The following is a 20,729-nucleotide window of genomic DNA, read 5'->3' as shown; positions in this document are numbered from 1 at the left end:
CCGAGGATCTGCTGATGGCCTGGTTGTCGCTGCTGCTGTTCCTGCCCTGGTTCGTGCTGCTCGGTGGATTGTTCTGGTGCTACCCGCGCCAGCCGCGTTGCGCGCGGCGGCGCGCGTTCGACACGGCCGCGCTGCTGCTGGCCCTGCTGCTGAGCGTGCTGTCCATGCACTGGGGATTCCAGCTGGGCAGGGCGCAGTCCGATACCGGCCCGATCTGGCCGCAGGTGCTGGCGGTGCTGTATGCCTACGGCGCGTTCCTGGCGGTGATGGTGGCCGCGCTGCTGCTGCGCCCGCGCTGGCTGCTGCGCGCGCCCTGACGCGGTCTCCGACCAAAGCCGCATCGAACGCCTGCGCCGGCGCGCCTACCATGGGCGTCTGTCCCTGATCCTGCCAGGTGTGCGTTGATGACCGCAGATTCCAGCATCCACACCATCGATACCGGATTCCAGCGCGCCGACTTCGACGCGGCCTACCTGGTGGTGGAGAACGGCCGTGCCGCCTTCATCGACTGCGGCACCTCGCTGGCGGTACCAGCGATGCTGCAGGCGCTGGCCGATGCCGGGCTGGAGCCGCACGCGGTGGACTGGCTGCTGTTGACCCACGTGCACCTGGACCACGCCGGTGGCGCCGGCACGCTGATGCAGCACCTTCCCAATGCGCGCGCGGTACTGCATCCGCGCGGTGCGCCGCACATGATCGATCCCGCACGGCTGATCGCCGGTGCTACGGCGGTGTACGGCGAGGAGGAAATCGCGCGCAGCTACGGCCGCATCGAGCCGATTCCGGCAGAGCGCGTGGTGGTGGCCGAAGATGGCCAGCGCATCGACCTGGCCGGGCGCGCGCTGGTGCTGATGCACACGCCCGGCCATGCGCAGCACCATTACTGCGTGTGGGATGCGCGCAGCCGCAGCTGGTTCACCGGCGATACCTTCGGTCTGTCCTACCGCGAACTGGACAGTGCGCAGGGGGCCTTCATCATTCCCACGTCCTCGCCGGTCCAGTTCGATCCCGAGCCGTTGAAGGGTTCCATCCGCCGGATGCTGGCTTACCAGCCCGCCGCCATGTACCTCACCCATTACGGGCGGGTGGACGCAGTGGAAGCGCGCGCTGCGGACCTGTTCGAGCAGATCGATGCGATGGTGGCGATCGGGCGCCAGTGCGACGGCCGCCCGGACCGTCATCGCCATCTGCTGGCGGCACTGCGCGCGCTGTACCTGGAACGCGCGCTGGCGCATGGCTGTGCGCTGGACCAGGATGCGGTAGCTGCGGTGCTGGCGATGGACGTCGAGCTCAATGCGCAGGGCCTGGCGTGCTGGCTGGACCGCGAACGGCGCTGATCATTCCGCGTCATCGTGCTGTCACGTACACTCGGGGCATCCCTGTTTCCTTGTCCCCCGGTGATCCGTGAACCCGATGCGCGTGCTGTTGTTGTCGTCCTGCCTGTTCGTCGGTGGCCTTGCACATGCGGCCAATGATCTTCCCGGCGGCGGCATCGATCCGCAGGCGCTGTCGCGCCACGTGCGCGTGCTGGCCTCGGACGAATTCGAAGGCCGTGCGCCGGCCAGCGAAGGCGAAGAACGCACGGTGCAGTACCTGATCGAACAGTTCCGCAGCTACGGCCTGCAGCCGGGCGGCGTGGACGGCAGCTGGGTGCAGCCGGTGCCGCTGGTGCGCGCGCAGCTGGACGGCGCGGCCACCGCCACGCTGTCGCTGAAGGGCGGCAAGCGCACCCTCGCCAACGGCGCGGACGTGACCCTGCAGAGCCTGCAGCCGCGCGCGCGGGTACAGATCAAGGATGCGCCGCTGGTGTTCATCGGCTATGGCATCGATGCGCCCGAGCGCAGCTGGGACGATTACAAGGGCGTCGACCTGCGCGGCAAGATCGCGGTGGTGCTGATCAACGACGCCGACTTCGAGACCGACGCGCCCGGCGCCTTCGATGGCAAGGCGGTGACCTACTACGGCCGCTGGACCTACAAATTCGAAGAGGCCGCGCGCCGCGGCGCCGAAGGCGTGCTGATCGTGCACGAGACCGCGCCGGCCGCGTATGGCTGGGCCACGGTGAAGAGCTCGGGCACCTCGCCACTGTTCGACATCCAGCGCAGCCAGGATGAAGCCATGACCCAGCACACGCCGCTGCGCGGGTGGATGCAGCGTTCGCTGGCCGAGGCGATCTTCGCCGATGCCGGACTGGATTTCGAAGCGGAAAAGCGCAAGGCGCAGCGCGCCGATTTCAAGCCGGTGCCGCTGGACAACGCCCGCCTGAGTGCTGCTTTCAAGCTCAAGCGTGAAGAGGTGGTCACCCGCAACGTAGTGGCCAAGCTGCCCGGGGGCGAGCACGGCGACGAGGCGGTGATCTTCTCTGCCCACTGGGATGCGTTCGGCATCGGTGAGCCCGATGCAAAGGGTGACCGCGTGCGCCGCGGCGCCATCGACAACGCCACCGGCGTGGCCACCGTGCTGGAACTGGGCCGCGTCTTCGCCGCCGGCCCGCAGCCGCAGCGTTCGCTGTATTTCGTCGCGCTGACCGCTGAAGAGAAGGGCCTGCTCGGCGCCAGCTACTACGCACAGCATCCGCTGGCGCCGCTGGAAAAGACGGCCGCCGTGCTGAACATCGAGATGTTCAGCCCGGACGGCGCGACCCGTGACATCGCCTCGTGGGGCAAGGGCCGGGTATCGCTGGAAGGCGACCTGGAGCGCGTCGCCAAGGCCCGCGGCCGCGGCTACAGCCCGGATCCGAACCTGGAAGCGGGCTTCTTCTATCGTGCCGACCACTTCGCGTTCGCCCGCCTGGGCGTACCGGCGATCACCATCGGTCCGGGCCTGGACAAGCTGGACGGTGGCGTCGAAGCCGGCCGTGCGCTGCGCGAGAAATACTTCAAGGACTGCTACCACCAGGCCTGCGATGCATGGACCCCGAGCTGGGACCCGGCCGGCCACGCTGCCGATACACTGCTGGTCTATGACCTCGGCCTGGAGCTGGCCAACGGCCGCCGCTGGCCGCAGTGGGAAGAAGGCTCGGAGTTCCGCAAGGCGCGCGACGCCAGCGAAGCGGCACGTCGCTGATCGGGTGGGTGACGACCGTTGGTCGTCACTCCTTCCGCGCAGCCTCAGACCAACGGCGGACCGGGCTGCTTCCAATGGTTGTTACCCGGCAGCAGCAGGTTCAACGCGATCGCCACCACTGCGCAAAGCGCGATGCCCTTCAGGCCGAAGTCGTCCGGACCGGTGCCGGTGCCGACCAGTACGCCGCCGATACCGAACACCAGCGTCACCGACACGATCACCAGGTTGCGTGCTTCGCCCAGGTCGATCCGGTGGCGGATCAGGGTGTTCATGCCGACCGCGGCGATGGAGCCGAACAGCAGGCACAGGATGCCGCCCATCACCGGTACCGGGATGCTCTGCAGCAGCGCACCGAACTTGCCGATGAAGGCCAGGCTGATGGCGAAGACCGCCGCCCAGGTCATGATCTTCGGGTTGTAGTTCTTGGTCAGCATCACCGCGCCGGTGACTTCGGCATAGGTGGTGTTGGGCGGGCCACCGAACAGTCCCGCCGCAGTGGTCGCCACGCCATCGCCGAACAGGGTGCGGTGCAGGCCGGGCTGCTTCAGGTAGTCGCGCCCGGTGACGCTGCCGACGGCGATGACCCCGCCGATGTGTTCGATCGCCGGGGCCAGCGCGACCGGCACGATGAACAGGACCGCCTGCCAGTTGAACGCCGGGGCGGTGAACCGTGGCAGGGCAAACCACGGTGCCGCGGCGATGCGCGCGACATCGACCACGCCGAATGCGAAGGACAGCCCGAAACCCACCAGCACGCCGAACATGATCGGCAGCAGCCGGAACATGCCACGACCGAACACCGCGACCACCAGCGTGGTCAACAGCGCCGGCATCGAAATCAGCATCGCGGTCTGGTACGGAATCAACTGCGCCCCATCGGCGTCCTTGCCCATGGCCATGTTGGCGGCGATCGGCGCCATCGCCAGGCCGATCGAAATGATCACCGGGCCGATCACCACCGGCGGCAGCAGCCGGTCGATGAAACCGGTGCCCTTGATCTTCACCGCCGCGCCCAGGAAGGTGTAGACGAAGCCAGCGGCCATCACCCCGCCCATGGTTTCAGCCAGGCCGAACTGCTGCTTGGCCAGGATGATCGGGGTGATGAAGGCGAAGCTGGAAGCCAGGAACACCGGCACCTGTCGGCCGGTCATCAACTGGAACAGCAGCGTGCCCAGCCCGGCGGTGAACAGCGCCACGTTCGGGTCCAGCCCGGTGATCAGCGGCATCAGCACCAGCGCGCCGAAGGCCACGAACAGCATCTGCGCGCCGGACAGCACTTGGCGCCAGAGCGGGTCGTTGAATTCATCCTGCATCGTCGGGAGTTCCTGGGTAGGCGCCGGCAAGCAGTTCGTCGGCAGGGGCGGGGTGGATGATATAGGCCTTGTCCGCGCTCCGCTGGAGATGCGGCACCAGCATGCGCCGCGCGCCGAAAACAGCATGCCGCGTTCCTGACTGCTGCGCGGCGCCGCAAAGCCCTAGAATCCCCCTTCCCCCGCACCGTGGTGGCCCATGGCCGTCGTCACTCAATCCCCCGCCGCGCCGCGTCCCGGTGCCGTTGCCCTGGCGTTGCTGCTGGTCTACGTGGTCTGGGGCTCGACCTACCTCGGCATTGCCAAGGCCCTGCAGGCCGGCGTGCTGCCGCTGACCTCGGTCTCCGGTGCGCGCTTCATCATCGCCGGCAGCCTGATGTACGCCGTGCTCCGGTTGTTCAGGAAGATGCCGCGGCCGACCCTGCGCCAGTGGCGCAACCTGACCATCATGGGCTTCACCATGCTGCTGCTGGGCAACGGCATGGTGGTATTGGCCGAACGTGACGTGTCCTCCGGCCTGGCCGCCACCGCGGTGGCTTCGGTGCCGTTGTGGATGGCGCTGTTCTCGGCGGTGCGCGGCCAGCACGCCAGCCGTGGCGAGTGGCTGGGCATTGCCATCGGCTTCCTCGGCGTGGTGTGGCTCAACGCAGGCAGCAGCCTGGCGGCCTCGCCGACCGGTCTGGTGCTGTTGCTGGTGGCACCGGTCGGCTGGGCGTTCGGCTCGGTCTGGGTACGTGGCCAGGACCTGCCGGGACCGTTCATGACCGCTGCCGGGCAGATGATCTGCGGCGGCATCCTGCTGGTCATCACCGGGCTGGCGGTGGGTGAGCGGCCGACCGCGCTGCCGAGCCTGGACGGCCTGCTGGCGGTGGCCTACCTGTGCGTGTTCGGCTCGATCGTGGCCTTCACCGCCTACGTGTGGCTGCTGCACAACGTACGTCCCGCGCTGGCCGGCAGCTATGCCTACGTCAACCCGGTGATCGCCGTGCTGCTGGGCGTGCTGCTCAATGGCGAACACTTCGGCTGGCGTGACCTGGTGGCGATGGCGGTGATCCTGTCCGGCGTGCTGGTGCTGGCCCTCGCCAGGACGCGCAAGTGAGCGCGGTACTCACCAGCGAGCAGGAGCAGGAGCAGCGCCGTGGCTTCGCCGTCACCGCCTTCACCTTCGTGCTGTGGGGACTGGTGCCGGTGTACTGGCACCTGCTGCGCGAAGTGCCTTCGTTCCAGATCATCGCCCACCGCATCATCTGGAGCACGGTACTGGTGGTGGGTTGGCTGCTGCTGAGCAGCCGCCTGCGGTGGTGGAAAGCGGTCGCCGCGCAGCCGCGTGCGCTGGCCACGCTGGCGGTGAGCAGCCTCGCCATCGCGTTCAACTGGGGCCTGTACATCTGGGCGATCAACGCCGGCCACGTGATCGATACCAGCCTGGGCTACTTCATCAATCCGCTGGTCAGCGTGGTACTGGGCGTGGTGGTGCTGAAGGAACGCCTGCGTCGCCTGCAGTGGCTGGCGGTGGCCTGCGCGTCGGCCGGCGTGGGCTGGCTCACGTGGCAGGCCGGTGCACCACCGTGGATCGCGCTGGGGCTGGCCGGCTCGTTCGGGCTGTATGGGCTGCTGCGCAAACTGATATCGGTCGATCCGGTGGCCGGCCTGGCGGTGGAAAGCCTGTATCTGTTCCTGCCGGCGCTGGGCTTCGCGCTGTGGAGCGAAAACGGCCACGGCGGCGCCTTCTTCGGGGGCTGGGGCTGGCGCAACGACCTGCTGCTGGTGTTCGGCGGCGTGGTCACTGCCGCGCCGTTGATCGGCTTCGCCTACGGCGTGAAGCGCATCGCACTATCCACCGTCGGCGTGCTGCAGTTCATCGCGCCCAGCCTGGGCCTGGTGCTGGGCGTGTTCTTCTTCAACGAACCCTTCGATGGCGCACGCGCGACCGGCTTCATCGCGATCTGGATCGGCCTGGGCCTGTTCGTCTTCGACGGCCTGCGCCGCGCCCGCCGCTGAAAAAGGGGACGGAGGGCCTTAAGTCGTTTTTGGCACGCGAAATGCCAAAAACGACTTAATGCCCTCCGTCCCCTTTTTTCTCAGACCTCGCGCAGGGCGGTGGTGATCGGCAGGCGGGCGGCGCGCAGGGCGGGGAACAGGCCACCGACCAGGCCGATGCCCAGTGCCCACTTCAGCCCGCTCCACAGCAGTTCCGGGGAGACGTGGAACTTGAACACCACCGCGCTGAAATTGCTGCCGATCGTGGACACGCTGTAGCCGTTGAACAGCAGCCAGGCGATCGCGCAGCCCAGCAGCCCGCCCAGCAACGCCAGCAGCATCGTCTCCAGCATCACTGCGGTCACGACCGGCAGCCCGCGGAAGCCGATCGCACGCATCGTGGCGATCTCGCGTGCCCGCGTGGCCACGGCGGCATACATGGTATTGAGCGCACCGAACACGGCGCCGATGGCCATGATGGTGCCGATGACCTTGCCGAGGATGTTGATCAGCGTGGTCAGTCCGCCGCCCTGCTTGCTGTAATACAGCCGCGTCGATTCCACCTCCAGCTTCAGGCGCGGGTCGCCGGCGACGGCGGCCTTGAACTGCTCGAATCCCGGCTTGCCGTCGGTGCGCACCGTCACCGATTGCAACGCGCCGCGCTGGTAGGTGGTGGCCAGCGTATCCACGTCGGTCCACAGCTCCGAATCGTGCGCGTCGCCGGAAGCGAACACGCCGACCACCGTCCATGCCTGGTTGCCCAGGGTCAGCGTGCTGCCCACGTCCATGTCGCGGAACTGGGTCTTCGCGCCCTGGCCCACCACCATCTCGCGCTTGCCGGTGGCGAACCTGCGGCCTTCGATGATGCGCACCCGGTCATGCACCGCCCAGGCCATTTCACCGACGCCGCGGAACTGCGCGTTGACATCGGTGCGGTCGGAGCGGGACACCAGGTTGACCACCTGCGACAGCTCGGCGGACAGCAGCGCGCGGCCCTTTTCGTCGCGTGCCACGCCGGGCAGGGTGGACAACAGCGGAATCTGGTCGCGGGTGATCACCGAGTTGGTTTCCGCTTGCGAGCCACCGCGCAGCACGATGGCGGTGGTGTCATCGCCAGTGCTGTTGAGCGTGGACTGGAACCCCGCGCCCATCGCCAGCATCGCCACCAGCACACCCACCACGCCGGCGATGCCGACCACGATCACCGACGAGGCGCCCCAGCGTTGCGGCAGGCTGGCGATACCGATGCGGGTGGCGGCCAACGCCAGCCGTCCGCTGCGGGTCAGCACCAGCCACAGCGCGACCAGCACCGCCACGATCAGCACGCCCTGCCACGGCAGCCAGATCCATCCCGCCAGGCCCACCGCCAGCACCACCAGCATCGCGCCGTTGAGCAGCCACTTCTTCAGTGTGTTCTTCATATGCGGGTCCTCAGCGTCCGGCCAGGGCGTCGACGATCTTCAGCCGCTTGGCGCGCAACGCCGGCAGCAGTCCGACCACGATGCCGATCACGATGATCAGTCCAATTCCCACCAGCCAGGTGGCGGTCGGCACATGCGGTGGCAGCAGGCCGCGTGTCTGGGGTGCCAGCACCGGCAGGATGGTCGCCGCCAGGCCCATGCCGATCGCACCGCCCAGCCCCACCAGCAGGATCGATTCCACCATCACCAGGGCCAGTACGGTACGGTCCTGGAAGCCGAGTGTCTTCAGCGTGGCCAGTTCCGGGATGCGTTCGCGCACCGCCTGCGCCATGGTGTTGCCGGTCAGCAACAGCAGGGTGAAAAACACCGCGCCCATGATCGAGGTGACGATCATGCCGATGTCCGCGAACTGCTTGACGAAGGCCTGCTGGAACGCCGATTCGGTCTGGGTCTTGGTTTCGTGGTCGGAGTTGGCCGATATCGCGTCGATGGCCTGGGCCACGCGCGAGGCGTGGTCCGGGTTGTCCAGGGTGATGGTGTACCAGCTGACCTGGTTCTTGATGTAGTCGTTGGACTCATCGAAATACGTCCAGTTCATCATCAGCTGCCGCTCCTCGTTGCCGGCCACTGCGCGGTCCTTGGAGCGGAACGTGCCGACCATTTCCAGCGGCCAGTCATTGCTGCCGCCGCGCGGGAAGATGGTGGCCTGCAACGGGATGGTGTCGCCGATCTTCCAGCCGAAATCCTTGGCCAGCGATTCGCCGACGATGGCGCCGGTTCGGGTGTCCTGCCAGCGCTTGAGCTGGTCCGGGGCGACCTCCAGTTCGCCGTAGATGTCGAAGTAGTTCGGTGCTACCGAGAAGTTCGGGAAGAAGTCCTTGGGGTCGCGGTAGATGCCACCGAACCACATCCCATAGGTGACGTCGCGCACGCCGGCCACCTGGCGGATCTGTGATTCCAGGCGGATCGGCAGCGACTGGGTGATCGACAGCCGCGAGGCGGTGATCAGCCGGTTGGCGCCCTCCACGCTGCCACCGGACATGAAGGCCACGCGCACCGAATCGAGCATGCCGAACAGCAGGAACGCGGCCACCACCGACAGCAGGGTCAGCAGGGTGCGGGTGCGGCTGCGGAACAGCTGCGCCCAGACCAGGGAGAAATATTTCATCGCCGTGCCCTCGGTCAGTGCGCCAGTGGCGCGTCGGCAAGTTCGCCCTTGTCCAGGTGCACCGTATGGGTCGCGTACTCGGCGGCCTTCGGGTCGTGGGTCACCATGATGATGGTCTTGCCGTGTTCACGGTTGAGCTGCTGCAGCAGCTGCAGGATCTCCTCGGCGGACTGGCGGTCCAGGTCGCCGGTCGGTTCATCGCAGATCAGGAAGGTGGGATCGGAAACGATCGCGCGGGCGATTGCCACGCGCTGCTGCTGGCCGCCGGACAGTTCGTTGGGCCGGTGGCTGCGGCGGTCGGCCAGGCCGACCAGGGTTAGCGCGATCTCTGCGTTGCGCTTGCGCTGCGCAGCACCCAGGTGGGTCAACAGCAACGGCAGTTCGACGTTCTTCTGCGCGGTCAGCATCGGCATCAGGTTGTAGAACTGGAACACGAAGCCAACGTGGTGGCTGCGCCAGGTGGACAGCTGGCCGCCGCTCATCTGGTCGATGCGCTCGCCTTCGATGGTGATCTCGCCGCCGCTGGGCGAGTCCAGTCCACCGATCAGGTTCAGCAGGGTGGTCTTGCCGGAACCGGAGGGGCCCATCAACGCGACGAAGTCGCCCTTCTCGATGTCCAGGTCGATGCCGTGCAGCACCTTCACCTGCTCCGGGCCCCGCTGGTAGGTCTTGGTGATGCTGCGCAATGAAACCAGGGTCGACATGCCGATTCTCCGAATGCGGTAATGGCGGCGACTGCCGTCATTGGTAGTGACGGCCGCTGGCCGTCAGACTGGAAACCTACGGTTTTACCTTCACCTTGCTGCCATCGCGCAACGTATCCGGCGGGCTGGTCACCACGAGCTCACCCGGGCGGATGCCCTGCAGCAGTTGTCGATCCGCGTTCAATGCCAGGCCGGGCTTCACGCTGCGCTGCTGCACGGCATCGTCCACCAGCACGAACACCACGCTGCCACCCTCGCGTTCCACCACGGCATTGGCCGGCACCCGCACGCCCTGCGGCTTCTGCGGTGCATCGGCCTTGGCCTGTTCCAGGAAGCTCACCCGCACGCCCATTTCCGGCACGATGCGCGGGTCGCGGTTCTTGATCGCCACGCGCACCTTCACCGTGGCCTTGCCGCGGTCGGCGGTGGGAACGATGGCGATCACCTCGGCCGGGATTTTCCAGTCGGGATAAGCGTTGAGCGTGGCTTCCACCGGCATCTTCGGCTGTACGCGGCCGATGAACGCTTCGCCGACCTCGACTTCGATCTCCAGCGACTCCATGTCCACGATGGTGCCGATGCCGGTGCGGGTGAAGCCGCCGCCGGCCGACAGCGGCGAGACGATCTCGCCTGGCTGCGCGGCCTTGGCAGTGACCACGCCGGAGAACGGGGCGCGGACGATGTTGTTGTCCACACCCAGGTCGGCGATCGCCAGTTGGTTGCCGGCCACCTGCACGTTGCGCCGGGCGGTATCCAGCTGCGCACGCAGGCTGTCACGCTGGGCCACGGCCTGGTCGAACTGCGAGCGCGATACCAGCTGCTGGCCGACCAGTGCCTGCAGCCGGGTGGCCTCGGCATCGGCCTGGGTGAGCTGCGCCTGCAGGCCGGCGACCTGGCTGCGCGCGGCCTGCACTTGCGAAGCATAGAGATCGCGCTGGGCGCCGGCATCGATCGGGTCCAGCGTGGCCATGACCTGGCCTTCCTCGACCCGCATGCCTTCTTCAATCATGACTTCGCGCACCTTGCCGGTGATCTTGGCCGATACGGTCGCCATGCGCCGGGCCACCACGTAGCCGCTGGCATCCAGCACAGACGCACTGCCGCCTGCCTCGCCCAGCGCCACCGCGGGTGCGGTCTGCACTTCGAGGGCCTGCGGACGCAGCGTCCATGCGGCCGCGGCGGCACCCAGCAGCACCACCACGGCGATCACGATCCACAACCAGCGGCGGCTGCCCGGCGTGGGCGGCGGCGGCGTCCTGCGGTCGATGCGAAGTTCCTTCAACAGTTCAGCAGAGGCGTTCATAGGCACCAGGACGTTGGATCGAGCGGAGTGTGACTCCAACACCCGCGAGGGGCAAACGGCGGCCCCGCGGTCGACACAGGATGCGCGAAGGCGGACAGCCACGGCAGTGACAGCTGTCACCTGTGGTACCTGACGCCGGCCACTGCCGGCGCGCCCCCCGGTGGCGCACCGTCGTACCCACTTCCCTGGAGTACCGCCATGTCTCCCCATGCCCCTTCGCTCGCCGCACTGCACGAGGTGCAGGTGCGCTATCGCACTACCCAGGCCCTGGCCGGTATCAGCCTGCAGGTGCGTCCAGGCGAAGTACTGGCCCTGCTCGGCCGCAATGGTGCCGGCAAGACCACCGCCATCGCCGTGCTGCTGGGACTGCGGCGGCCGGACGCGGGCAGCGTGGAGCTGCTGGGCGGTGACCCGCAACGTCGATCCCAGCGTGAGCAGGTGGGCGTGATGCTGCAGAACACTGCGCTGCCGCCAAAGCTGCGCGTGGGCGAGCTGGTGGACCAGTTCCGCGCCAGCTATCCGCAGCCGCGCCCATTGGCCGACTGCCTGGCCATGGCCGGCGTGCAGGACCTGCAGCGGCGTTCCTACGGCCAGCTTTCCGGTGGCCAGCAGCGACGCGTGCAGTTCGCCATCGCGCTGTGTGGTGGCCCGCGCCTGCTGTTCCTGGACGAACCGACCACCGGCCTGGACATCGAAGCGCGGCAGGCCATGTGGCACGCCATCGCGCAGCTGCGCGCGGAAGGCTGCGGGATCGTGCTGACCACCCATTACCTGGAAGAAGCCGAAGCGCTTGCCAGCCGTGTCGTGGTGCTGGAGCAGGGACGCGTGCTGGCCGACGGCCCTTTGGCCACGTTCCGGCCGCAGCTGGCACCGCGGCGGGTCCGTTGCCGCAGTGGGTTGGACCTGGCGCTGCTGCATGGTTGGCAGGGCGTGATCGAAGCACGCCGTGCGGGCGATTACCTGGAACTGCTGGCCGAACCTGCCGAGCCGGTGGTCGCCCGCCTGTTGGCCGAGGATCCCCGGCTGAGCGAGCTGGACGTGCGCGGCGGCGGCCTGGCCGAAGCCTTCGTCGAACTCACCCGGGAGGTCGCATGAACATCCAGCGCGTTGCCGTCGATCCACCGCGCCGTCCGCTGGCGCGCGTGCTGGCGCCGTACTCCGCAGAGCTGAAGGCCGAGCTGCGGCGGACCTGGCGCACGCCGGCCTTCGTGCTGCCGTGCCTGCTGTTCCCGGTGCTGTTCTACCTGATGTTCGGGGTGATGCTGGGGCGCGGGCAAGCGGCACGCTATCTGTTGGCCACCTACTGCGTGTTCGGCGCGATGGGGCCGGCCTTGTTCGGCTTCGGCGTGCAGCTGGCGATGGATCGTGCCGGCGGCCTGCTGACCCTCAAGCGCGCATTGCCCGTGCCGCCGTTGGCACCGCTGCTGGCGCGCCTGTCGATGGCGGTGATCTTCGCGGTGGTGGTCGCGATCCTGCTGATCGCCGCCGCGCGCATGCTGGGCGGGGTCAGCCTGGCACCGCTGCAGATGGCCGGGCTGGTGGCGGTGGCGGCGCTGGTGGCGCTGCCGTTGGGCGCGATCGGTCTGCTGATCGGCAGCCACGTGGGGTCCGACGCGGCGCCGGCAGTGGTCAACCTGGTCTACCTGCCGTTGGCGTTGCTGTCCGGCTTGTGGGTGCCTTTGTCGATGCTGCCGCAGGTGTTCAACACGCTGGCGCCCCTGTGGCCGACCTGGCACGCCGCACAGCTGGCGTTGCGCGCCACCGGCCAACCCGCAGGCGGCAGCGCGCTGATGCACGCGGGGGTGCTGTGCCTGGTAACCGTCGTCGGCGCCATGCTGGCGGCGCGGCGCCTGCGCCGCATTGGCTGACATGGCATGATCGGCCGCGACCGTCTCCTGCTGGAATCCGCCGTGCTGTCCAAGTGGTTCGCCACCCTGCTGCGCCCCGCGCCGGATTCCGCTGCAGCCGACCATCGGCGGCGCGGCCAGTCCGGCTGGAATGATTACATCCACCTGCTTTGGACGTCCTGGGTATTCCTGACGCCGTTGTTCGGCGGCGGGTATACGGCGCGCTGGGCGCTGCTGACCCTGCTGAGCTATCCCACCTTCCTGTTCCTGTATGCACGCGCGATGCTGGGGCCACGCCGCCATGCACCGCGCCATGCACTGGCGATGGTCGCGATGAGCCTGGCGCTGGTGCCGTGGTATCCGTCCGGCATCAGCTACTTCGTGTTCGGCTGCGTGATGCTGCGGGTGTGCCGCAACGGCAGTACCTGGCGCTACCTGTTGCAGTTGCTGGTGCTCAACGTGGTGTATGTCGGCACCGCGTGGCTTGCGGGCTGGGCGTGGCAGAACCTGGTCTGGATCCCCTTCATGTCGGTGGTGATCGGCCTGATATCAAACACGGAGGCGGTCAACAACGAGCGCGATGCGCAGCTGCAGCTTTCCCAGGAAGAGGTGCGCCGGCTGGCGGCCACCGCCGAGCGCGAGCGCATCGGTCGCGACCTGCACGACCTGCTCGGCCACACGCTGTCGCTGATCACGCTGAAGCTGGAGTTGTCGCGCAAGCTGTATGACCGTGGCGACGTGCGTGCACGGCAGGAGATCGGCGAAGCGGAAGACATCGCGCGGCAGGCGCTGGCGCAGGTCCGCAGTGCGGTCACCGGCTTCCGCTCCAGCGATCTCGCCGGCGAGCTTGCCTCGGCGCGGCTGCTGCTGGAATGCCAGCAGGTCCACCTGGACTACCTGCCACCACCGCCGATGCCGCTGGAGATCGAGCGCGCGCTGGCGCTGGTGCTGCGCGAGGCGGTGACCAACATCGCCCGCCACGCACGCGCCGGGAACGCAAGCGTGCACTTCGAACGCGAGGGCAACGCCCTGCTGATGCAGGTCCGCGACAATGGACGCGGCGGGATCGCGACGGAAGGCAACGGCCTGGCCGGAATGCGTGAACGCATGGCCGCACTGCGCGGTACGCTGCAGGTGGGGCCGCTGCCACAGGGCGGGACCTGCCTGACCGCGCGCGTGCCGATGCCGGCCGCATCGAAGTCGATCGACGGCGTGCCTGATCCATCGGGTGCCCTCCTGTCGGGGGGAACACCATGATCCGGATCGTGCTCGCTGAAGACCAGGCCATGGTGCGTGGCGCGTTGTCGGCGCTGCTGGGGCTGGAGCCGGACATCGAAGTCCTGGGCACCGCAGCCGATGGCGAAGCCGCCTGGCGGCTGCTGCAGCAGGTGCAGCCGGACATCCTGGTGACCGACATCGAGATGCCCGGCCTGACCGGGCTGGAACTGGCCCAGCGCATCGCGCGCCAGCAGCTGCCGATCAAGGTCGTGATCGTCACCACCTTCGCGCGTACCGGCTTCCTGCGCCGCGCCCTGGACGCAGGCGTGCTCGGTTACCTGCTGAAGGACGCGCCGGCCGACCACCTGGCCGATGCCCTGCGCCGCGTGCAGCAGGGCGCCCGCGCCATCGACCCGCAACTGGCACTGGACGCCTGGTCGCAGGCCGATCCCTTGACCGACCGCGAGCGTCGCGTACTGCGCCTGGCAGGCGAAGGAAAGACGGCCGGCGAGATCGCCACCGAGCTCGGCCTGTCGCACGGCACCGTGCGCAATTACCTGTCCGAATGCATCGGCAAGCTGGGCGTGGCCAACCGCATCGAAGCCTACCGGCTGGCCCGCCAGAAGGGCTGGCTGTAGCGCCTGTTACTTCTTCGCCATCGACTCGAACACGCCGTCGCGGCGCACCCAGGCGTGGTAAAGCGCGGCACCCAGGTGCATCAGCACGGTGGCGAACAGCACATAGGCCAGCAGGCTGTGGGCACTGCGCAGCGCCGTGTACAACGCCGCCGAATGCGCGGCGATCGGGGGCAGGTTGACGCCGCTCCACAGCACGATCGGATAGCCACCGGCGGACAGCATCGACCAGCCCAGCAGCGGCATCGCCAGCATCAGCGCATACAGCAGCCAGTGCGATGCCTTCGCCGCCAGCGCCTGCCACCACGGCAGGTCGGCCGGCAGCGGCGGTGGTGGGTGGCGCAGGCGGTTGTACAGCCGCAGCAGCACCAGCAGTCCGATCGCGATGCCGAGTGGCCGGTGGATGTCCACCAGGGTCGGCCGCAGGTGCAGCGAGGCCATCATGGTCACGCCGATGAACAGCATCGCCAGGATCATCACGGCCATCGTCCAGTGCAGCACGCGGGCCAATCGATTGAAGTGGCCGGGCGTGCGATCCGCTGCGCTCATTTCGATACCCCTGCGGCATCGCCGGCTTTGCCACGCGCGGTCTCACGTTCGCGCCGGTTGAACGAATGCGAATACACCGCCGAACGCGCCGCCAGCACCGCATCGTCGCTGCCGCTGATTCCATCGGGCAGGATCAACGGATCGAAGTTCAGGTCGTCGCAGGCGCCCCCCGCCTGCGGCTGCATATGCGCCAGCGACAGCACGCCGGCCTGCACGCGGGTGCGTCCGGCCGGCCACGGGGTGGAGGGGTCCTCCACGACATCGCCGGGCCCAGCCAGGGTCACCACCAGGTTCCAGCGCACCGGCCCGCTGGCCAGCCGCGTGGCGAACTCGTCGGCCAGGTAGTCCAGTCCGGCCCCAGCGCGCGCCGTTTCGTCCAGCACCTCGACCGCAGCCTGCGGTTCCCAACTCCAGCGCACCGCCTGGCGGGTGCCGTCGGCGGCGGTGAACCAGAAGCTGTTGACGCTGTTGAACTGCGTGTTGGCCCAGCTGGTGGTCCACGGGGCGGTCTTCGCCCACTGTTGGAATGCCCGCGCGCTCGGATATTTTTCCAGCACCGCGGCCATCTTCGCCGGGTCCGGCTTGCCGGTGGACGGGTCGGGCAGCTGTGCCCGGGTCTGTTCCAGGAAGGCCTCGGGACTGGGCACGGCGAAGAAGGGGAAGCTGTTCATCGCCATCCGCCACTCCTGTCCATTTTCGCTGACCAGCTGCAGGGCGATGCTGCGCACCCGTGCCTGTGCATCGGCACCGTGCGGGTCGCCGCCGCCGATCGACAGCCGTCCCAGCACCGGCACGCGTGCCTGGTGGAACACCTGGGCGCGGGACAGCGCCGCGCCCTGCGGCGTCGGTTCGAACCAGCCGCCCACGCACACGCCCTTGCTGTGCGCCCGGCGGAAGCCGGGATGCGCCGCGCCAGTTGCTTCGATGGTGTCGGTGAAGCGCTGCGCGGTGGGTCGATCAGGCCCGACCCAGCCGGCCAGCCACGCAAAGGCCAGCGCGATCAGGCCCACGATCAACGCGATGAGCGCGATCCAGGGCAGCGGTGAATGCGGCCTTGGGCCGTGCGAGAGTCCGCCTTTGCGGGTGAAGCGGAACAAGGGCATCGACGGTTCCTGCCTGGCATGGAAATGCGCGGTGCCCACATCCTAAGCAAAAAAGGGGACGGAGGGGATTAAGTCGCAAACGACCCTATCTGGCCACTCGCGACTTAATCCCCTCCGTCCCCTTTTCAGGAGTCAGGCGTAGCGTGTTTTCAGCATGGCCCAGGCCGAACGCAGGGCCAGGGCTTCGCCGCCGGCGGGGCGGCCGGGGCGTTCGCCGTCGTTCCAGGCATACACGTCCAGGTGGGCCCAGCGCTGGCCGTCGGCCAGGAAGCGTTCCAGGTACAGCGCTGCGGTGACCGCGCCACCCATCCGCGAACCGGCATTGGCCAGGTCGGCGATGCCGCTGTGCAGGTAACGCAGGTACGGCCGCCACAACGGCATCCGCCACACCGGGTCACGGGTCTGCTCGCCGGCCTGCAGCCACTGCTGGGCCACCGTGTCATCGTTGCTGAACAGCGCCGGCAGGTCCGGACCCAGCGCGATGCGTGCCGCGCCGGTCAGGGTGGCGAAATCCAGCACCAGGTCCGGCTGCTGTTCGCTGGCGAAGGTCAGGGCGTCAGCCAGGATCACCCGGCCTTCGGCATCGGTGTTGTCGATCTCAACGCTCAGCCCCTTGCGCGTGGCGATCACTTCGCCCGGACGGAACGCATCCGGGCCGATCGCGTTTTCCACCGCAGCCACCAGCAGCGTCAGCCGCACCGGCAGGCCTTGCCCCATCACCAGTCCGGCCAGTGCCAACGCATGTGCCGCACCGCCCATGTCCTTCTTCATGTTGCGCATGCCGTCGGCCGGCTTGATGTCCAGCCCGCCGGTATCGAAGCACACGCCCTTGCCGACCAGCACCAGTGAAGGATCGGTTTCCCTGCCCCAGCGCAGCACCACCAGCCGGGGGGCGCGGTGCGAAGCGCGGCCCACCGCGTGGATGGCCGGGAAGTTCTGCGCCAGCAGTGCATCGCCGGTGATCGCTTCAAGCTCCGCACCATGGGCGTCCGCAAGGGCGCGCGCGGCGTCCTCCAGCTGCTGCGGGCCCATGTCTTCAGTAGGCGTGTTGACCCAGTCGCGCACGCGCAGGCTGGCGGTGACCAGCGCGGCCGCCTCGGCGGACAGGGTCGCCAGCAGCTGGGCCGGTGCCCGGTTGCGTGCCTTGTAGCGGTCGAAGCGGTAACTGCCCAGTCCCCAACCCAGTTGCAGCAGCTCCTCTTGCGCCGGCTCCAGGGCGGTGGCCAGCTTCCACACGGTGCCTGCGGGCAGTGCGTGCGGCGCATGCGCATAGCTGTACGCATCGCCCACGTCGCCGATCCCGATCACCGCGCCGGCAATGCCGTGTTCGCCCGGCAGCAGTGCCACGCTGTGGCCGCTGGCGGTGAAGTTCTGCGCCTGCAGCCAGGCCTGCAACGCGGGCGGCTGGGCGGCATTCCAGGCCTTGAACTGTTCGCGGTCCAGTACGTGCAGCGGCAACGCCTGGTCGGAGGTGGCAACGAAACCGGTGATGTCGGTCATGGGGTCAGGCGCTCCTTGGTGCGGTGGCGGCGGGATTGGCATCAAGCCAGTCGGCCAGCCCGGTGAGGGTGTCGAACTGCAGGTCGGGCTGCAGCGAAGGGTGCTCCCAACGGGCCGCTTCGCGGTTGATCCAGCACCCGCGCAGGCCTGCGGATATCGCGCCGGCCACGTCCATTTCCACGTGGTCGCCCACATGCAGCACGTGCTCCGGCGCCACGCCCAGGCGCTCGCAGGCAGCGTGGAAGATGCTGGCGACCGGCTTTGCCGCACCGTGTTCGCGGGCACCCAGCTGGAAGGCGAACAGGTGCGCCACGCCGATCCGCTCCAGGTCGGCGTTGCCATTGCTCAGCGCCGCCACCGGCACCCGGGCCGCGATGCGCCGCAGCGCTTCCAAAGCGTCCGGGTAGTACTCCACCTGGTTGCGCGCGGCATGGAAGGCTTCGTACGCAGGATCCAGCAGCGCCAGGTCGGCGCCGCTGTCCTGCAATGCCTGCTGCAGTGCCAGGCGGCGCAGCGCACCCAGGTCGTGGTGCAGGTGGGGATTGTCGACGTAGGCGCGCTCGCGCAGTCCACGCATCGCGGCCTGCGGAAACATCGCGGCCGTGGCGGGGCTGTGCTGCAGCATCCAGTCGTGCAGGACCTGGTCGATGCGTGCGCCGATCGGAGCGAAGGGCCACAGGGTGTCGTCGAGGTCGAGGGTGATGGCTTGGATGGGGAAGTTCACCCGGCCATTCTACGCCCGTCGCTATCGGCTTTCATTCCAGCAGCCGCGACCAGCCCTGCATGCCCTCCAGCCGTGCCAGCACCAGCTTGACGCAGACCAGCAGCGGCACCGCCAGCAGCAGGCCGACGAAGCCCCACAGCCAGCCGAAGATCATCAGCGCCAGGATCAGCACCAGCGGTGACAGCTTCATCCGCCGGCCCAGCACGATCGGAGTGATCAGCTGGCCCTCCAGCGCATGCAGGGCGAGGTAGCAGGCCGCCGGCAGGATCGCCTTGAGCGGATCGGGGAATTCCACGAAGCCGACCAGCAGCATCAGCGCCACGCCGATCAGCGGACCCACGTAGGGCGCGAAGTTGAGCAGCGCGGCCATCGTGCCCCACAGCAGCGCATCCTGCATCTCCAGGCCCAGCAGCATCAGCGTGCCGGCGAACACCAGGCCGACCAGGCTGTTGATCACGGTGATGGTCAGCACATAGCGCGACACCTCGCGTTCGATGGAGCGCAGGATGTCGGTGGTGAAGCGCTGTTGCTGGCGGCTGGGGAACAAGGCAATGGCATGCCGCTGCAGGTCCTGGCCGTAGATCATGAAGAACAGGGTCAGCAGCACCACGGCAAGCACCGAGGCGAGCAGGCGCGGGGCCTGGGTGATCGCACGGTACGGGTCGTCCAGCTGGGTGCGCACCACCTGCACGCGACGGGTGCCTTCACCGGCCGCCACGCGGGCGAAGTTCTCGGCAGCCTGGTTGGCCTGCTGCACCGGCTTGGTCAGGTTCTGCACCTGCCGACCGATCTTGCGCAGCTGCTGCGGTGCTTCCTGCGCCCACTCCATGGTCGGCACGACCAGCTGCACGGCCAGTGCGGTGGTGGCGCCCAGGCCGACCACGATCACCAGGATGGCCCCGAGCGCGCGGGGTACCCAGATGCGTTCCAGCATGCGCAGGATGGGGTTGCCCACCAACGCGAAGAACATCGCCAGCAGGATCGGCAGCACCACCGGCTGCGCCGCCCACAGCGTGAACGCAACCGCCAGCGTAGCAAGCACGACCAGCGAAACCGGGGCCCGCGGGCGGGTGGGGGGCAGCGCACCGGCCGCCGGATCGACGGCGATGCTGGAAGGGGACTCGCTCATCGGCGCACCGTCGGGGAAAAGTTCCGCATTATCCGCCCGCCGCGATCAACGCGGCGGGTGCACCGTGTCAACGTTCGGACAACTCGGTTGCCGCCTCGGCGGGTTGCGGGCCGATGGACGCTTCCGGGCCTGCAGGCGCCGGGCGGCCCTGCGGCTGCGCCCCAGCCTGCGCCGGCGTCCGTTGCACCGATGCCGCAGCGGCGGCACCTGCGGCCGCACCGGCCGCTGCCGCCGCGCCCGGATCGACTGCATCACCTACCTTGTCGGCGGCCGCGTCGGCCTGTTCGGCGGCATCGTCTGCCGCACCAGCGGCATGCGCGGCCATCGCCGAAGCGAACGCCGCCTGGCCACTGGCCAGCAGGTTGGAGACCGAGCCGGCCATCTGCAGCCAGCGTGCGCCATTGATCTTGCCGGGCACTTCCAGCTTGCCGACCACGAAACCACTGGCCACGCCGGCAATGATGATGCGCAACGGCGACCAGCCACTGCGCCAGACCTGGCTCAGCACGCCCCAGTTGTCCTGGGTATCGGCCAGCCGCACTGCGACCACCTGCTCGCAGCGCTTCACCCGGTTGCGCAGAACGCTGAACTTCATGGCTTGCCCTCCGGGATCTTGACGCCCGCGTCGGGGTCCTCTTCATTGCCGGGCTCATCGAACAGACCCAGCTTGGACAGCTGCCGTCGGGTGGAATGCATGCCGGTATGGTGGAAGAAGTAGGACACCCGCCACGCCGCGAATCCGGTTACCGCCAGGCTGAGCAGCGAGGTGATCAGCAGTGCATGCAACCAGGACATGCCCCAGCTCTGCAGCAGGGCGATCATCGTGGCGGCCATCAGCAGCCATGCCGATGCGCCGAACACGATCGCTACCCCGGACCACGCCAGCGCACGACCGAACGCGCTGCGCGCCAGCGCGAAGTCAGCCGAAGCCAACCGACGCAGCGAGCGGAACGAATGCTTCGCTGCATCGACCGTCGCGCGGCTGGCCTGGCTGACCTGGCGGATGCTTTCATCCAGCGGCGGGGTAGCCGCTGGATCAGGCCCACGGGCGTTGTCGTCGCTTTCGCTCACG

Annotated in this window: 21 protein-coding genes; 9 read left to right on the top strand and 12 right to left on the bottom strand. The window is 68.3% G+C overall.

Features of this window, described 5'->3' with window-relative positions:
- The first annotated feature begins 14 nt into the window (after positions 1 to 14).
- From ABE522_RS10850 to ABE522_RS10840, 3 genes are all read left to right on the top strand, one after another.
- Positions 15 to 317, top strand: a complete 303-nt coding sequence (locus tag ABE522_RS10850) for a hypothetical protein (protein WP_346591706.1) — start codon at positions 15 to 17, stop codon at positions 315 to 317.
- A gap of 87 nt (positions 318 to 404) precedes the next feature.
- The gene (locus ABE522_RS10845; protein ID WP_346591705.1) at positions 405 to 1,337 is read left to right on the top strand and encodes an MBL fold metallo-hydrolase; all 933 of its coding nucleotides are present in this window, start codon (positions 405 to 407) and stop codon (positions 1,335 to 1,337) included.
- 76 nt (positions 1,338 to 1,413) lie between these two features.
- Positions 1,414 to 3,066, top strand: a complete 1,653-nt coding sequence (locus ABE522_RS10840) for a M28 family metallopeptidase (protein ID WP_346591721.1) — start codon at positions 1,414 to 1,416, stop codon at positions 3,064 to 3,066.
- 44 nt (positions 3,067 to 3,110) lie between these two features.
- Here ABE522_RS10840 and ABE522_RS10835 read toward each other — a convergent pair whose 3' ends face one another.
- On the bottom strand, positions 3,111 to 4,379 hold the full coding sequence (locus ABE522_RS10835; protein WP_346591704.1) for a uracil-xanthine permease family protein: 1,269 nt from the start codon (positions 4,377 to 4,379) through the stop codon (positions 3,111 to 3,113).
- 196 nt (positions 4,380 to 4,575) lie between these two features.
- Between ABE522_RS10835 and yedA the strand changes: the two genes are divergently transcribed.
- Positions 4,576 to 5,475: a drug/metabolite exporter YedA gene (gene yedA, locus ABE522_RS10830; protein ID WP_346591703.1), complete on the top strand. Its 900-nt coding sequence runs from the start codon at positions 4,576 to 4,578 to the stop codon at positions 5,473 to 5,475.
- Complete coding sequence (gene rarD / locus ABE522_RS10825) at positions 5,472 to 6,377, top strand: EamA family transporter RarD (protein WP_346591702.1); 906 nt, start codon at positions 5,472 to 5,474, stop codon at positions 6,375 to 6,377. Before yedA ends, rarD begins: the two co-directional genes overlap by 4 nt.
- An 80-nt stretch (positions 6,378 to 6,457) precedes the next feature.
- Here the strand turns inward: rarD and ABE522_RS10820 are convergent, their stop codons facing one another.
- From ABE522_RS10820 to ABE522_RS10805, 4 genes are all read right to left on the bottom strand, one after another.
- A complete protein-coding gene (locus ABE522_RS10820) occupies positions 6,458 to 7,777 on the bottom strand; it encodes an ABC transporter permease (protein WP_346591701.1) in 1,320 nt (439 codons plus the stop codon).
- Positions 7,778 to 7,787: 10 nt separating this feature from the next.
- Positions 7,788 to 8,945: an ABC transporter permease gene (locus ABE522_RS10815; RefSeq protein WP_346591700.1), complete on the bottom strand. Its 1,158-nt coding sequence runs from the start codon at positions 8,943 to 8,945 to the stop codon at positions 7,788 to 7,790.
- A gap of 14 nt (positions 8,946 to 8,959) precedes the next feature.
- Positions 8,960 to 9,649 (bottom strand): ABC transporter ATP-binding protein, encoded by a 690-nt coding sequence (locus ABE522_RS10810; protein ID WP_042613307.1) that lies wholly within the window; start codon positions 9,647 to 9,649, stop codon positions 8,960 to 8,962.
- A 76-nt stretch (positions 9,650 to 9,725) separates the two neighbouring features.
- Positions 9,726 to 10,952 (bottom strand): efflux RND transporter periplasmic adaptor subunit, encoded by a 1,227-nt coding sequence (locus ABE522_RS10805; RefSeq protein ID WP_346591699.1) that lies wholly within the window; start codon positions 10,950 to 10,952, stop codon positions 9,726 to 9,728.
- Positions 10,953 to 11,150: 198 nt separating this feature from the next.
- Between ABE522_RS10805 and ABE522_RS10800 the strand changes: the two genes are divergently transcribed.
- The 4 genes from ABE522_RS10800 to ABE522_RS10785 are packed head-to-tail and all read left to right on the top strand — an operon-like array spanning position 11,151 to position 14,655.
- On the top strand, positions 11,151 to 12,047 hold the full coding sequence (locus ABE522_RS10800) for an ABC transporter ATP-binding protein (protein ID WP_346591698.1): 897 nt from the start codon (positions 11,151 to 11,153) through the stop codon (positions 12,045 to 12,047).
- Positions 12,044 to 12,820: an ABC transporter permease gene (locus ABE522_RS10795; protein WP_346591697.1), complete on the top strand. Its 777-nt coding sequence runs from the start codon at positions 12,044 to 12,046 to the stop codon at positions 12,818 to 12,820. The genes ABE522_RS10800 and ABE522_RS10795 overlap by 4 nt, the downstream gene beginning before the upstream one ends.
- A 6-nt stretch (positions 12,821 to 12,826) precedes the next feature.
- A complete protein-coding gene (locus ABE522_RS10790) occupies positions 12,827 to 14,056 on the top strand; it encodes a sensor histidine kinase (protein WP_346591696.1) in 1,230 nt (409 codons plus the stop codon).
- Positions 14,053 to 14,655, top strand: a complete 603-nt coding sequence (locus ABE522_RS10785; protein WP_346591695.1) for a response regulator transcription factor — start codon at positions 14,053 to 14,055, stop codon at positions 14,653 to 14,655. The genes ABE522_RS10790 and ABE522_RS10785 overlap by 4 nt, the downstream gene beginning before the upstream one ends.
- A gap of 6 nt (positions 14,656 to 14,661) precedes the next feature.
- On the opposite strand, the gene ABE522_RS10780 is transcribed toward ABE522_RS10785, so the two are convergent.
- From ABE522_RS10780 to ABE522_RS10750, 7 genes are all read right to left on the bottom strand, one after another.
- Complete coding sequence (locus ABE522_RS10780; RefSeq protein WP_346591694.1) at positions 14,662 to 15,201, bottom strand: cytochrome b; 540 nt, start codon at positions 15,199 to 15,201, stop codon at positions 14,662 to 14,664.
- Positions 15,198 to 16,304, bottom strand: coding sequence for a catalase family peroxidase (locus ABE522_RS10775; RefSeq protein ID WP_346591693.1), 1,107 nt, complete (start codon positions 16,302 to 16,304; stop codon positions 15,198 to 15,200). Before ABE522_RS10775 ends, ABE522_RS10780 begins: the two co-directional genes overlap by 4 nt.
- Before the next feature lie 132 nt (positions 16,305 to 16,436).
- Positions 16,437 to 17,804 (bottom strand): leucyl aminopeptidase family protein, encoded by a 1,368-nt coding sequence (locus ABE522_RS10770; RefSeq protein ID WP_346591692.1) that lies wholly within the window; start codon positions 17,802 to 17,804, stop codon positions 16,437 to 16,439.
- Positions 17,805 to 17,808: 4 nt separating this feature from the next.
- Complete coding sequence (locus tag ABE522_RS10765) at positions 17,809 to 18,528, bottom strand: HAD family hydrolase (protein ID WP_346591691.1); 720 nt, start codon at positions 18,526 to 18,528, stop codon at positions 17,809 to 17,811.
- 31 nt (positions 18,529 to 18,559) lie between these two features.
- Positions 18,560 to 19,657, bottom strand: a complete 1,098-nt coding sequence (locus tag ABE522_RS10760) for an AI-2E family transporter (RefSeq protein WP_346591690.1) — start codon at positions 19,655 to 19,657, stop codon at positions 18,560 to 18,562.
- 67 nt (positions 19,658 to 19,724) lie between these two features.
- A complete protein-coding gene (locus ABE522_RS10755; RefSeq protein WP_346591689.1) occupies positions 19,725 to 20,252 on the bottom strand; it encodes a protein sip-5 in 528 nt (175 codons plus the stop codon).
- Positions 20,249 to 20,728: a phage holin family protein gene (locus tag ABE522_RS10750; RefSeq protein ID WP_346591688.1), complete on the bottom strand. Its 480-nt coding sequence runs from the start codon at positions 20,726 to 20,728 to the stop codon at positions 20,249 to 20,251. The genes ABE522_RS10755 and ABE522_RS10750 overlap by 4 nt, the downstream gene beginning before the upstream one ends.
- Position 20,729: the final 1 nt, after the last annotated feature.

This window comes from Stenotrophomonas lacuserhaii (genome assembly GCF_039674585.1).
Classification (GTDB): Bacteria; Pseudomonadota; Gammaproteobacteria; order Xanthomonadales; family Xanthomonadaceae; genus Stenotrophomonas; species Stenotrophomonas pennii_A.
Note: the sequence above shows the minus strand (reverse complement) of the source record. Positions and strands in the feature narration are given on the sequence as shown.